The 13,983-nt window shown below is 37.0% G+C and carries 15 protein-coding genes; 8 read left to right on the plus strand and 7 right to left on the minus strand.

Annotated elements, in window-relative coordinates; genetic code table 11:
• Window positions 1–491 precede the first annotated feature (491 nt).
• Both F6K54_RS26470 and F6K54_RS26475 read left to right on the plus strand, forming a co-directional pair.
• Window positions 492–1,076 carry a pentapeptide repeat-containing protein gene (locus F6K54_RS26470; protein ID WP_293084186.1) on the plus strand — a complete coding sequence of 195 codons (585 nt, stop codon included), beginning with the start codon at window positions 492–494 and terminating at the stop codon, window positions 1,074–1,076.
• A gap of 213 nt (window positions 1,077–1,289) precedes the next feature.
• Complete coding sequence (locus F6K54_RS26475; protein ID WP_293084188.1) at window positions 1,290–1,946, plus strand: HAD-IA family hydrolase; 657 nt, start codon at window positions 1,290–1,292, stop codon at window positions 1,944–1,946.
• Window positions 1,947–1,950: 4 nt separating this feature from the next.
• Here F6K54_RS26475 and F6K54_RS43200 read toward each other — a convergent pair whose 3' ends face one another.
• Window positions 1,951–2,121: a hypothetical protein gene (locus F6K54_RS43200; RefSeq protein ID WP_366558243.1), complete on the minus strand. Its 171-nt coding sequence runs from the start codon at window positions 2,119–2,121 to the stop codon at window positions 1,951–1,953.
• Here F6K54_RS43200 and F6K54_RS26480 point away from each other — a divergent pair.
• Together F6K54_RS26480 and F6K54_RS26485 are read left to right on the plus strand one after the other, a co-directional pair.
• Window positions 2,120–2,371 carry a UPF0175 family protein gene (locus tag F6K54_RS26480; protein WP_293084191.1) on the plus strand — a complete coding sequence of 84 codons (252 nt, stop codon included), beginning with the start codon at window positions 2,120–2,122 and terminating at the stop codon, window positions 2,369–2,371. The two genes, F6K54_RS43200 and F6K54_RS26480, sit on opposite strands and share 2 nt — an antisense overlap.
• Window positions 2,364–2,849, plus strand: a complete 486-nt coding sequence (locus F6K54_RS26485) for a DUF3368 domain-containing protein (RefSeq protein WP_293084194.1) — start codon at window positions 2,364–2,366, stop codon at window positions 2,847–2,849. The genes F6K54_RS26480 and F6K54_RS26485 overlap by 8 nt, the downstream gene beginning before the upstream one ends.
• A 168-nt stretch (window positions 2,850–3,017) precedes the next feature.
• Here the strand turns inward: F6K54_RS26485 and F6K54_RS26490 are convergent, their stop codons facing one another.
• The 4 genes from F6K54_RS26490 to F6K54_RS26505 all read right to left on the minus strand — a co-directional run bounded on the left by F6K54_RS26490 (window position 3,018) and on the right by F6K54_RS26505 (window position 5,477).
• Complete coding sequence (locus F6K54_RS26490) at window positions 3,018–3,386, minus strand: hypothetical protein (RefSeq protein ID WP_293084196.1); 369 nt, start codon at window positions 3,384–3,386, stop codon at window positions 3,018–3,020.
• Between the two features lie 5 nt (window positions 3,387–3,391).
• Window positions 3,392–4,459 (minus strand): hypothetical protein, encoded by a 1,068-nt coding sequence (locus F6K54_RS26495; protein WP_293084199.1) that lies wholly within the window; start codon window positions 4,457–4,459, stop codon window positions 3,392–3,394.
• A 70-nt stretch (window positions 4,460–4,529) separates the two neighbouring features.
• Window positions 4,530–5,078: a hypothetical protein gene (locus F6K54_RS26500; RefSeq protein WP_293084202.1), complete on the minus strand. Its 549-nt coding sequence runs from the start codon at window positions 5,076–5,078 to the stop codon at window positions 4,530–4,532.
• Window positions 5,079–5,195: 117 nt separating this feature from the next.
• Entirely contained in the window at window positions 5,196–5,477 is a 282-nt protein-coding gene (locus F6K54_RS26505) for a hypothetical protein (RefSeq protein ID WP_293084204.1), read from the minus strand.
• A gap of 235 nt (window positions 5,478–5,712) precedes the next feature.
• Between F6K54_RS26505 and F6K54_RS26510 the strand changes: the two genes are divergently transcribed.
• Entirely contained in the window at window positions 5,713–6,690 is a 978-nt protein-coding gene (locus F6K54_RS26510) for a hypothetical protein (protein WP_293084206.1), read from the plus strand.
• Window positions 6,691–7,485: 795 nt separating this feature from the next.
• Here F6K54_RS26510 and F6K54_RS26515 read toward each other — a convergent pair.
• On the minus strand, window positions 7,486–7,677 hold the full coding sequence (locus F6K54_RS26515; RefSeq protein WP_293084208.1) for a hypothetical protein: 192 nt from the start codon (window positions 7,675–7,677) through the stop codon (window positions 7,486–7,488).
• Between the two features lie 250 nt (window positions 7,678–7,927).
• Here F6K54_RS26515 and F6K54_RS26520 point away from each other — a divergent pair, with 250 nt between their 5' ends.
• The 3 genes from F6K54_RS26520 to F6K54_RS26530 all read left to right on the plus strand — a co-directional run bounded on the left by F6K54_RS26520 (window position 7,928) and on the right by F6K54_RS26530 (window position 9,549).
• On the plus strand, window positions 7,928–8,341 hold the full coding sequence (locus F6K54_RS26520) for a hypothetical protein (RefSeq protein ID WP_293084211.1): 414 nt from the start codon (window positions 7,928–7,930) through the stop codon (window positions 8,339–8,341).
• A gap of 261 nt (window positions 8,342–8,602) precedes the next feature.
• A complete protein-coding gene (locus tag F6K54_RS26525) occupies window positions 8,603–9,202 on the plus strand; it encodes an RNA polymerase sigma factor (protein WP_293084214.1) in 600 nt (199 codons plus the stop codon).
• 104 nt (window positions 9,203–9,306) lie between these two features.
• Entirely contained in the window at window positions 9,307–9,549 is a 243-nt protein-coding gene (locus F6K54_RS26530) for a hypothetical protein (protein WP_293084216.1), read from the plus strand.
• 260 nt (window positions 9,550–9,809) lie between these two features.
• On the opposite strand, the gene F6K54_RS26535 is transcribed toward F6K54_RS26530, so the two are convergent.
• Window positions 9,810–12,554 (minus strand): bifunctional acetate--CoA ligase family protein/GNAT family N-acetyltransferase, encoded by a 2,745-nt coding sequence (locus F6K54_RS26535; RefSeq protein WP_293084218.1) that lies wholly within the window; start codon window positions 12,552–12,554, stop codon window positions 9,810–9,812.
• Window positions 12,555–13,983: the final 1,429 nt, after the last annotated feature.

The following is a 13,983-nucleotide window of genomic DNA, read 5'->3' on the forward strand; positions in this document are numbered from 1 at the left end:
AAATTATCCAATTGTCATAACTACGCTCATCTTGTCTTATCTTTCTTCTCCTGAATTCTGAATTGCAGAATTGCTGAATTCTAAAGACTTAACCATTCTATGGCTGTTTAACCGGATTTGATATCATGTCCGGTAGCATCGGAGCGTGTTTAACGAAGTCAGAAGTCAGAAGTCAGAAGTCAGAAGTTAACCCACCCCTAACCCCTCCCAGGAGGGGAAGTCGGGGATTTAAGCCCCGCTCCAAAAATATTACGCCTTAAAAGGCGGGGTTTTAGACCCATATTATTTTGAGAAAATTAAGGTGACAATGAAAGAAAACCTTCTGCCTCCTGCCTTCCCCTCCTGGGAGGGGTTAGGGGTGGGTTGCCTCCTGCCTTCGGACAACCATTGTCTAATTATTCAACCGGACATGATATTAGGGGTGGGTTCCCTATTCCCTATTCCCTCTTTTCAGGAGATGTCTATTATATTAATTTCTTTTTGAAAATACCATGAATCAACTATTACCTTTAAATTTTTGTAACCAAGACCTACGGCATCGTGATTTTCAAGGTCAAGACCTGACAGGGGCTAATTTTAGTGGTTGCGATCTCAGAGGTTGCAATTTTCAGGATGCTATCCTAGCAGAGGCAAATTTTCGAGGTGCAAGAATTGGACAATGTAGGAGCAAAATTAGGACTTTGATTGTCCGTTGTGCTGGAGCCGCGATCGCTGTTACTATTGCCAGTGCTTTTGCGAGTTTTGTTGCAGGTGGAATGGCGGGAGTTGCTGCTTTAATTGCAACTGGAGCTGTAGCAGTTGCTATTACTAATGCAGAGAATGAGATTATTGCTGCGGTTTTAACAGGTACTTCAGCAGTTATTGGTTCGAGTGGTATTATCTCTTTTTTTGCCGGAAATATACTTAAGGCGTTTTTATTATTTTTGGGTTCTGGAATAGTTTTTGGATTAGCTATAATTTTGTTTTTTCAAGTTGTTATCAAGTTGGAGAAGTTATCAAAAACATCTTTTGAGGATGCAAATTTAACTAATGCTATTTTTGATGAGGCAATTATTGAAAAGGAAAGCAAAAGGTAGCTATGCTGAGGGCAGAAGGGAAAAACAGGTTTAAAGTGAGAAGGTTTTTTATAGCGTTTCTCAAAAAGGAAGGCAGAAGGCAGCTATGCTGAGGGCAGAAGGGAAAGGATGATCGGTAGTAATGGAACTAATTTTTACGCTAAGGCTGAAACTTTTACTATAATTTAATTTGAGGCGCTAAAATTTCAGGTAAATTTATAGAAATACTCTAAAATGACAGTAGTTGCTTTTGATTTGGATGGAACACTTAGTAATCCCTCTAAAGGTATTACAGCTTCAATTAACTATGCTCTGGAGAAAGTTGGTGCGCCGAGAAAAGAACCTGCCGATCTAAATCAGTATATTGGACCACCTCTGAATGAGATTTTCTCTGAAATACTGAATACAAGAAATGCTGTAATTATTGAGGAGGCAATTTCATATTATCGGGAAAGATATGTCTCTATTGGATATATGGAAAACGTTTTATATGAAGATATCCAGGAAGTGCTAGAAGTTTTAATTGTTCGCGGAATTAGATTATATGTAGCAACATCAAAGAGAACTGACATCGCAAAATCTATAATCAAATATTTTGATCTTCAAAGATATTTTGTACAAGTATTAGGCTGTGATGTACAACAGCAAAAGCACGATCTTCTCAAAAAAATAATTAATTTAAACGATGGACATACTCTGTTAATGATAGGCGATCGCTCTTACGATATGAATGCTGGTCGCAAGGTTTCAGCTAAATGTATAGGTGTTCTTTGGGGATATGGAAGTTCTGTTGAATTAAAAAAAGCAGGAGCTGATGTACTTGTCAGAAACACCAGTGAAATGTTGGATTATATTAAGACGGTTCATAACTTTGGCGTTGCTGATTTGTAATGTTTTAGAGAAAGGTGTGAATAGTCCCCGTTAGAGGGAATATTGATCTGGAAAAAAGGACTAGGTTTTTAGCAGAAATAATGGTAAAATTGCTATTAGGATATTGTCTCAGATATCCATCAAAACTTCTACTTTGTATGATTAAAAATCCTAGTGATTTTACATAAATAGCCATGTCAGAAATTACTATTAATTTACCAGAAGAAATTTTTTCTGCCCGTCGTTTAGCTCCTGAAGAATTTGTTCGGGATATGCGTTTAGCAGCAGCTATATATTGGTATCAAAAAGGGGAAATTTCTCAAGAAAAAGCGGCTCAAGTTGCCGGGTTAAACCGTCGAGATTTTCTCGCTAGTTTGGCAAGGGAAAAAATAGATGTGTTTAATGTTGATTTTAATGATTTACAACGGGAGTTAGATCGTGGCTGAAATTCCCGCAGTAAATACTTCGCCCTTGATTTTTTTGACTCAGTCAAATTTGCTCAACTTCCTGCAAATACTGAGTCCGAAAATTATTGTTCCTCAAGCAGTAGCTACAGAAATTCAAGCCTACGGCAACACAGATGTAACTGCTCAAATGTTAGCTCAAACAGATTGGTTAGTTGTGACTGAAACTCCTACTATTCCTGCTGTGATTCAAAGTTGGGACTTAGGAGCAGGAGAATCAGAGGTTTTGAGTTGGGGATATCATTATCCCAATACAGAAGTGATTATTGATGATTTAGCTGCTCGTCGTTGTGCCCAGGCGTTAGGAATTCCGGTGAGAGGTACTTTAGGTTTAGTTTTAACTGCCAAACAACGTGGAGTAATTTCAGAAGCACGTCCAGTTTTAGAACAGTTACGGTTGTCTGGAATGTATCTATCGGAGAGATTAATGAATCAAGTCTTGATGTCAGTGGGAGAGTAATTTTCAGAAAATGGCGATCGGCTTTTTGGCATAAAACTAGGGAAGTTGGCACGCTCATGCCAACTTATTTTATAACCCTTTCAATACAAGGCTTTTTAGCCTTTGCCTGGAAAAATGCTATATCTTGTTATTTCCGCCAAGTTCGTTAGTTTTATTAACAAATATTTTTTAATCCACGTCAATTTGTCTAGTTTTTCTAAATAGTATGTTTTTGTTACTATACATTACAGTTTGAATTATATGACCAACTACATTATCTATATTAATTTCTGTACCTTCAATGCTATATGGGAGGTCAGTTTCAAGAGAATTAGAGTCAAAACCACTGAAGTCTATTTCATTTTTTGAATTAATTTTTAGATCAAGTATAGACAAACGTTTTTCTACTAATGAACGAGTAATATTATCATCTATATCTATACGTAAAATAGGTTCACCTAATTCATCCCAAGCTAAACCAATACCACCGACTCCATCTATATCTTCGATAAGTTCTTTTACCTGTTTTTTTAGTTTTTTCAGAGATTGATACGACATGATTTTTAAGATATTAAAGTAAGATCAAGAGTTTCTAAAATATTTTTCAAATTACAAGCATAGCTTACCCCCACTTTCTTACCATTAATATCAAGTATACCACTGGCAAATTGAAGACCTACAGCTTGTAAAATTTTTGGAATAAAAATTAAACTACCCGAATCACCTTTCTCAGCGAATGGTTTATCAAGTGATTGCCAACGTATTTCTAGAAGATTATCAAAACGTACATTCTGCTTAAATTGAGGAATATAAACAGTTACATTATCAAGCTCTATAGCACTAGGAATCCCCTCTGTGTACCCAGTAGTCCGTCCAATTTTTGCAAGTATTATTTCTGGACTTATTACATCATAATCTTGTACATCATTAATATATCTACCAGAATCATCTGAATTCCCAAAGCCTGATGGGATAAGATTCCCTTGATGTTCAATACCCTCATCAAGAACAGCGTAAGCACTATCACCCAAATTGCTTCCAATTTTGCTAATCGACATGGCATCTCCAAGAGTCCCAATATAACTACCCATAGTCATAATGCTTCTTTGATCTAACCTACCAGGCTGATATATCTTATCCCCCGGCTTTGCCTCATCGCAAAGGGCAAGAACATGATTATTTGACAGGATAGCTCCAGAACCATTAGAAGTACAAACAAAAGCTCCAAGAGTGCCTGGGCCTCCATCTCGATGACCAACAGAAAGACCTAGATGAAGAGGACGTTTTTTTCTTGTAAAATTATTATTACCTTTTCCATCAATTGCCGATTGAATAAGCACAGTAGAAGAAGGAATGGTTACGTCTTCTACCATCAGTACATCTATCTCATTTTGGAATTTTTCTGCTTTTTTCTCAGCAAATTTATAAGCTTTACCACCTTTTTGCTCGATACGTAGCTCAAGTTGATAATCATTTTTGCCTTTGATTGAATATCCAACGCTTAAGCGCTCTTCAGGATTATGTTCAATGTTCAAGCTTGTTGTTCTGAGACTTGGTTCACGCTCTAAATCATTTTGGTAATATTGATCTAAAATTTCATTTTTTAGTTCAAAAATCGAATCCAAATTCATTCTTATTGACCTTAAACTGAAAATTGATTATTGTGATAAATACTACGCTGATTTTTTAAAAAAAGTCTTTTTATTCTACTTTGTAATCTCCTTTATAAAAAAACGGAACTATAAATATCCATAAAATTACTGCTGTAGGTGCATAACGTGGATCTGGAAGATTCCATTTTAAGATATTATGTCCCATTGCGTAAACCCAAATAACAAATGAAACGGCTGCAATTCCAGTTCCGATTAGCTGTATAGATGACCACTTCTTTTCAGTATCTCTTGTCCCCCAAAGTCTTGAAAGAATTACAAGACCAATACAAATAACAGGCCACCAATCAATAAAGCTTAATGATGTATTATTTTCAGTAAGTAATTTATCTGTCGGTTCAGCTATCCAAAAGCTACGTACTGTAACGTAAACACTAAGCACTTCCGTTGGCACAAGTTTAACTAAACGCTCCATATAGTTAGCAAAGTTAGCATCTATAAGATTATCAGCTTCACTTGGTTCAATACCCGTTAGTTGAATAGGATTATCAGCTTCACTTGGAAGAAGATTATCAGGACTTACCCGACGTGATTTATTATTATTGTTGATGCGATGTTCTATACGAAAAGGATATGGCATAATTAAAGCTTTTCTATGTAATTGGGTCAAATATAGCGAAGTTGCTATGAGCGACAATCTAGAAATGAAAGGCTTACTATGTAAGTATCTCAGGGACTGCTATTTTCGCGATCGCAACTACTTTTCCACTAAACCCACCCCATCCCCAGTCTGATAGTTTTGCGCGTTTTCCTCTTGTAGAAGTTCGTCGATTTTCGCTCTTAACTTGTCTTGCCAACCTGAAATATTTTTGATTCCGTTAAACATATCGTCATCTACCCGGACAGTCAGATTATTAGACTTGGGTTTTCCTGGTACTTTAGGTTTCCATCTATAAGCTAATAAATCAGGGTTTCCTCCTGGTCTCCCACACTTAGTAGAGGTTTTAGTCTGCTTCTTTTTTGTTGTTTTAGTGGCCATATTACAGTCCTCCTATTGCTTGTATATATTATAAGTTATATTATAGTTAGTAAGCAAGCAAAAAAAATTATAAAAATTATTTACATTTCTTGGTATGCAAGCTATAATAATAAATGTAGAGGCCAATAAAGAAGTTCTACAAGTGGACAATAAAAAAGGACACCGCCCTCTCCTAGGAAAGTTGAGGCAATGTCCTTTTAGAGTCCCCGCTAAACAAGTATTAGGAGACAAATTAATGATATTTTTCATCAATCCAATTTCAATTATATTACAAAATCTCAGCCAAGACAAGGCTTTATTACGAGCCTACTTGGGCCTAACAAAAATAATGGCCACTAAACCAATTACTAATTCAGTAAACGAAACACGATTTTACTATAACCGCTTATTAGGCTACTTAATCTACCACCTAGAAAAAACGATCGCTGAGATTGAGGCTGCCGATAATTACATAGAAGAGCAAGAGCAACACAAAAGCAATTCAGAGACTACCTACACTCCACAGGAGGCACAAGCATACGACAGTGTATTAGGTGAACAGCCTCCACAAGATACACCAGAACCTGAGAAAATTGAATCACTATACTCTAATGAGGCAGAAATAGCTAAGGTAAATGCAGCCTCTAATAAAATATCAGAAAAAAATCGGCAGCAATCCATAGAAAAAAATTCTCCAGCCCAAACCGAAACTTTAGAAGTTGATGAAGTAGAAGCGAGTGAAACTAGGAGTAGTTTGCAACAACCTGAACCTACTCTGACTGAACTGAAGGAGCAGCTATTATCTAAGAAAAATAAATCACAACTAGAGCAATTCAAGTCAGAGATAGGGGCTGAAAAGGCTGGAGAGATTTGGGAAAGCTGCACAATTCCTGAGCGCAATCTAATCAAATGTATTAACGCTACCACTAAAAAAGGAGCCTTACCTTTTGATTTAGTTAGTTGGGTGAACCCTCTAGGAGGACGAGAGATAGCCCGTTATGTTGGGTTTTACCGTGGAGGTAAGCAGTGCAAAGAGAACGAACGAGTGATCTATCTACCAAAGCATGACACATTCAAAGTCGTGGACAAGCGATCGCTCAAAGGAGTAAATGCAAAGTATCAAAAACCTTGCCCTCCTGAGCTTGCGACTAAGTTAGAAGCTGCATTAGAAGCACAACCAGAACCAGAGCAACCAACAGTTCAGGAAATAGCAAATAAAACTTCACAGGATTAGCATCCGCCCCAAAGTCCCAAAGTGGTTCAGATATTGGAAGCAAGCCAGAGTTGCAACTATCAGAGTCAAACGTAGAGGTACAAACAGAACTAGACCTCTAAACCGAACCAGCGGCAGGGACAAAAAAATCTGGCGTTGATGAAGCGCGTGTATGATATTAATCTTAATTACTTAGGAGTCAACCCACCCCTAACCCCTCCCAGGAGGGGAAGTCAGTAGGGGCGAATGGCATTCGCCCTTACAGGAGTTATATCATGTCCGGTTAAACAGTGATAAATAAATAACTACGGAGGAGTCAGGAGGAAAGAAGGAAAAAAGAAGAATAACTGGAGTTGAAGGAGAAAGTTTTTTTATAACTAATTATCCGGACATGATATTAGGAGGGAAGAAAGAACATGAAGAAACTCCGAGTATAAGGAGAAAGTTTTTTGGTCGCGTAAGCAGAACAGAGTTCTATCGCGCTCTGAACTGGACAGATATCATACCTCAAATCACCAACACCAAAAATATGAAGCCACTGCTACACCACTCTTAGAATTGGTTGCGGGCGATCGCTAGTAATGGGACTAATTTTATGCTAAAACTGAAACTATTACTATAATTGAACTTGATGTGCTAAAATTTCAGGTAAATTTCAGAGTCCATAAACTTCAGAAGTACCGAAACTACTGATCGCCCAATCCGTGCTTATTCAGGATTTATATCTTTGTTTGACGTAAAAACTTCTGCACATCTATAATCTATATTTGAGCCTATTTTCTGGCTTTATTTTTTGTAAGTGCCACTACAAGAATCTTACTCAGCTTCTTCCCCTTCAGAGTTAGATTTAGGAATAGTTAGAGCAATATAACCACCAACTCCAACCTTAGCGAGATCGAAGAAGGAAGAACGATAGTCTTTATCAATAGTAGCAAGGATTAATGTACCCCCAACTAAAGTGCTGACAACACCAGCTAAAACGAAATCTCTAATCTTTGTATTGTTCATATTGTCTTGTTATTACCTTCTGAATAATTTGAAGACATAAAAATATCTCCTAAACTCCTGCTAACCTGTGGGAGTTTCCTATTTTATCTGTGCTAATACAAGGAATTACGTGACATTCAATTTTTTTTCCTAAAAGTGTCACACTTCTAAAAACTTTTCACAATATAGGTGAATCCAAAGATAAGTGAATCAAAAAAATAGTATTCATCAATGTTTCTGGATTTAATGTTTTGTTAGCAATTCAATGCTTATGATAATTAAACAAAATCAACAAGAACAAGAGTTAAGTTACTTATGTGTATCTGACTCATATCCATCTGGCTCGTATCCATTTGAGTTACATGGATTTGATTTACTGTTACCATCAAGCAAAATAAATGATACTCAAGAGAGGAAATTTTTAATTGCTTTGGCTAGTAAATATATTCCTGAACATATTTCTCTAGAAATCAATTTACTCTATTTCTTCTACTATGTTGTTTTATGGGTCTACTGTGTAGTATGTAAAGCATGGGAACTATTGAGAATATGGGAACTAAACAAACTTCTGATCTCCCTCTACCTAAGAGAAACTAACAAAATAGCCTTTGGAGAAAATATCAAAAATTTCAGTGCTTGGGTATACAATGTTATTCTGAAAATAATGCAGAAAGAAAAACAATAAAAAAGTCATAACTTGAAGTAGGTCAATTTCTATGATGTACCTACTTAATAGATTGAAAATGAATAAGAATTGAAAGTAAATAGCTTAAGGAGGTGAAGTTTCATGTCACCATAGGAGTTATATCATGTCCGGTTGAACAGTTACAAATAAACTACTCAGAATTCAGAATTCAGCAATTCTGCAATTCAGAAGGGAAGAAAGAAGAAAAGAAGGAGAAAGTTTTTTTATCACTAATTATCCGGACATGATATTAATTAAAATATGAAACTACGACCCGATGCAAAAAAGTTATTTGACTTAGCAATTGAAGGTCTAATACAACCAAGAAAAATCAATAATCCTCAAGAGAGGAGATCTTCAACAGTTTTGGCTTACTTTATCAAGCATAGCCTTAAACAATTTCATCTAGAACAGGTCGATTTCTATGATGTGGTTTCCGAGGTCTATCTAAGAGGAACTAACAAGATAACCTCTGGGGAAAATATCAAAAACCCTGGAGCTTGGATTCGGATAACTTCCTACAATGTCATTCGGGAAATGAACCGAAAACAACAAAAAGAGCGAGCAAACTCTGAATATATAGAGAGTCAAGTTGCTCCTAAAAGCTGTAAAAGCTGGGAAGAAAATGAATTACAACTATGTATTTTAAAGCGGTTACTTGAAGAACTGACTGAAATAGAACGTCAGATTTTAGAATTAAGATTTTTTCAAGATAAATCTTGGAAGGAAGTTGTCGATATTTTAACTTCTACAGGACAAATTCTAACTGAAACTAATGCTAGACAAAGGGGCAGTCGAGCTTTGAAAAAACTGAAAACACGCTTTTTTAACTATGTTAAATCTAGTAATTTGTCAGCTTAAAATTAAATTGGTTTTTTAATATAAATGAAGGAGTTTTTTACTCCTTCCTACTCTATTAATTAGGCGAATTAAGTTGACTCCAGTGATAATTTAAATTCAGAATCATGTATCAAATTCTATACCAAATCAATCAGAATTTATCTTTATTAGCAGAAGAGTATTGTTATTTAATATCTCTTTCAACACTTTCTGAAGATGAGGCGGATCGTATGGCAGAAATATTAGAGATTGCTAATGAAGATGAATCTCTAAATTGTCTAATAGAAGAAATTGAGATGAATAATTACGAAAATCAGGGGCTTCAAAACTTACTTCAAATCATTTCAGAAGATGTCATTAGCAGTTAAGTTTTTTGTTTATTTAGCTTTTAATTGCTACAGTGGTTTTCTCTGCTAGTCAGAATTTAGAGATTAATATTGTAACGACATTTTTTAAACTTGGTATAACTTTATTTTTGGCGAGAATGATGTAAGCAATGAAGATAATCATCTTTAAATACAATTAATTATTGTTAGCTTTAAAGATGATACTACAATTGAAGGTGCGCCTTTTATGGGGGATTAAAACCCCCATTATCAACCTTGAGAAGCCGATCGCTAAGTACTACTTAATCAGAGATTGTCAATTTGGCCTCTACTAAATCAGCACTACGCTGCAATTCAAAACCCACTTTCTCACAAACTCGTTGCATAGCTATATTCTCAGCTAAAATTGTCGCTACAATTCCCTCTAACTGCTCATCTCGACCAATTTGCACCAGTCGCAATAACAATTCCGTTCCTAACCCCTGACGTTGATAGGGATCGCTCACTAACATGGCAAATTCTGCTTCATTTACCCCATGTGACTTACTCAAGCGACCTGCTCCTAAAATCTCATGGTTTCCTGTTTCCGGATTTTTATAATCCACTACCAATGCCATTTCCCGATTATAATCAATAAAGCAAATCCTAGTTAACCGTTCGTGAGCGATGCGTCTACTCAATTTGAGAAAATTAAAATAACGAAAATACACACTTTCCTCAGACAATGTTTTGTGGAACTGAACAATTAACGGTTCATCCTCTGGACGAATAGGACGAATAGTCACTTCAGCACCATTTTTCATTTGCCAAGGTTTGATATATTGAGTCGGATACGGGCGAATAGCTGGTGATGGCAATTTTTCTACACCCACACTCTTGTCATGGAGAACTACCCGTGCATCCAAAGCAATTAAACGTTCCGAAGATGCCAACAGTGGATTAATATCTATTTCCTTTATCCAAGGTTGCTCTACCACCAACTGACTAAATTTCACCATTAGCTTTTCCAATGCTGCCATCTCCACAGCTTTACGCCCCCGAACACCTTTGAGAGCTTGATAGATTTTTGTTTGTTCTATCATTCGACGGGCGAGAGTTGTATTCAGAGGGGGCAATGCTACTGCTCGGTCTTTAAACACCTCTACCAACTGCCCACCTGTACCAAATAACAATACCGGACCAAATTGTGGATCTATGCTGCTACCAATAATCAATTCATAACCAAGGTCTAAGCTTAACATCGGTTGCACTGTCACCCCTAAGAAATGCTCAGAACCCACTTTCTCAGCTACGGATGTTTGAATATTCTGATATGCCCATTTTACCGCTTCTGCATCTTTGAGATTTAACTGCACTCCACCCACATCAGTTTTGTGAGTAATTGTCTCAGAAAAAAGCTTCAGTACTACGGGATAACCGATTGCATCAGCGTGTTCCATTGCTTCGACTTCAGTTTTAGCAATCAATGTCTGGACAATAGGAATACCATAAGCAGCTAAAACCTGTTTCGACTCAGACTCGGTGAGAATAGTTCGGTTTCCATCCTGAGCAGTTTTGATAATTTGCTCAACTAAAGAACAGTTAGGACCTTCTTCTTGTTCTTGTGCTAGCACTGGTGTTTCATATATACCTTGCAGGTTATAACTATATTTCCACATAAAGTTAAACAACCGTGCTGCTGCATCTGGATAACGATAAGTGGAAATACTAGCGCGATTGAGAATTGTTTCACCCGTGGTTACTTCATCTCCTCCCATCCAACTTGCTAATACTGGTTTTTTGGAAGTCTGAGCATAATGTTTCAACTGTTCTGCGGTTTGAGTAGGATCTGTCATAGCTTGAGGAGTCAAAATTACTAGCAAACCGTCAGTATTAGGGTCTTTGACTGCTACTTCTAGAGTTTTGTGATAACGTTCGGGGTCAGCATCACCAAGGATATCAATGGGGTTACTATGACTCCAGTGAGTGGGTAAAAACTCATTCATTTGAGTAATGGTTTCTTCTGCCAGTGGAGCAAGTTCCCCACCAGTAGCAATCAAGGCATCAGTAGCTAGAACACCCGGTCCTCCAGCATTAGTTATAATTGTCAATTTTGGTCCTTTGGGAATCCGTGGCTGTTTTGCCATCACTTCTGCCATATCAAATAGTTCAGAAATACGATTCACCCGCAATACTCCACAGCGACGGAAAGCAGCATTGAGAACTTCATCACTACCTGTGAGGGAACCTGTGTGAGAAGCAGCCGCTTTGGCAGCCGCCTCGGTTTGACCTGCTTTGATTACTATTATTGGTTTGGTTAATGCTACTTCCCTAGCAGCAGACAGGAACGACCGCGCATTGCCAATGGATTCCATATAAATTACAATACTCTTGGTATGGTGGTCATCACCGAGATAATAAATGAGGTCGCCCCAATCTACATCAAGCATGGAACCGATGGAGATAAAGGCACTGAAACCAACGTTTTCCGGGAAACTCCAGTCGAGAACGGCCGTACAAAATGCCCCACTCTGACTAATGAAACCAACGTTACCAGGGTTAGCCATTGTGCTAGCAAAGGTGGCGTTTAGTCCACTATGAGGGTTCATTAAGCCTAAACAGTTAGGGCCGATAATCCGCATTTTGCCCCTAGCTGTTGCCATGATTTGTCGTTCTAATTCTATGCCTTCTGGTCCAATCTCTTTGAATCCAGCAGAGACTACGATCGCGCCTTTTATACCTACTTCTACACATTCACGCACAGCATCAGGGACCATTGGTGCGGGTATAGCAATGATTGCTAAGTCTACTGGTGCTGGTATGGCTTTAATATTTGGATAAGCTGGAATTCCTAACACATTATGACGCTTGGGATTAACCGGATAAATTGTGCCTCCAAAAGGATTGCTGAGTAAATTCCAGAGAATTGTGCGTCCGACACTGCCGACTCTGTCTGTCGCGCCAATTACTGCCACATTTTCTGGGGCAAATATTGAGGTTAGGGGTTGTCGTTCCGCCCTCAGAATATCATAAGTTGGATCTGTTGTTTGTTGAGGTATTTGTAACATTATTTTTCCCCTTTTTTTCAGTTGATTATTATTTTTCTCAACTTTAACTTGAAACGATTTCTAACTTAACACTACTTTCAGCCTGCTGTACTTGTCTAGATATTTCATTTGTGAAAGGTTAAGGGAATCTTAAAATTTATCTTTCTTGTTAATGGACAAAAATATATTTTTTTTACTCTTAAACATTGACAATATCTTATCAAATTAATTTTACTTAGTCAAATCAATCTAGAGTGAAAATACTGTGATATTGTCTTGTTTATCTACCCAGATTAACAATCGTAAAATTGTTGTATTAGGAGTCAGGAGTCAGGAGTCAGAATATAAAAGGATTTTCATCGAACTTAATTTTTATTTAAAATCTCATAATACCAAGGGTGATAAATGTTTGTTACAAATGGTAGGGACGTTGCATGCAACGTCCGTACGAAAAAAGGAAGAGGGAAGAAAGAAGAAGGGGTAAATGTTGAAAAAAAGGGAAAAAAGATAGAGATAACTATATCAAATGAACTGGAGCAGCTATTTTTAAGAATATCCGATCAATGTCTACCTTTTTGTAGCATTCTTTTTTCACGCTTGGTATAAATTATTCCTGATTGCTATATGTACTAATCACACTAATTACAGAAAAAAAATCTCTGCTTGATTACGCTACAGCAAATAGATAGTAAGCAATCAGCAATCAGCTATTAGCTATCAGCTATTGATGATCAAAGTAGGTTAAAGCAATTGAGAAATTTGGATAGAGTTAAAACTTACTGTCAAATTACCGAATAATTAATAATTAATAATTAATAATTAAATAATTCGCGCCTTGAAGCCGACCCTTTTAAGGGGAAAAAAGCGGTCTCCGGATGGCGTTTTGCTCCGCAACATATAAAGCGGAGCGGCTCTGATAAGAGTGGGTCCCCATCGCCATATCCAATCAACCAAGAGAAGAAATAATATCTCCTTATATTCAATTCCGTAGCGGTTTTAACTAGAGTTAATTATCAATTATCAATTATCCATTATCCATTAATGAAACTTCTTTAAGCTGATAAGGAATTATTCATTATTTGCTGAAATGCTGACTGTTCAGAGCTGAATGCTTACCATAGATATAATACAAAATCATATGGACAGGAAGTATTCTTTAAGGCATTAATTCTTTATATCAAATCCGCTTAATTGGAGTAAGCATTCAGCCGTCAGCACTTCAGCGTTCAGCTATTGCTTTTAGTGTAACCGCTCAATAATCCGGGGTAAATATGTAATTGACTTGCCTCAAATGACGTAAAATCGTTCCTAAACTGGTAGTCCGCCCCCATTTATTGAGCGGATACCTTTTAGTTTTAGATAAAAGCTTTAGTAATTGAGGCAGAATTTATACTTACTACCAAAGTCGGCTAAAACAGTCTATATTCATTTAAACCCTTTCATGAGAGCT

It is taken from the genome of Okeania sp. SIO3B5 (assembly GCF_010692555.1).
Lineage (GTDB): Bacteria > Cyanobacteriota > Cyanobacteriia > Cyanobacteriales > Microcoleaceae > Okeania.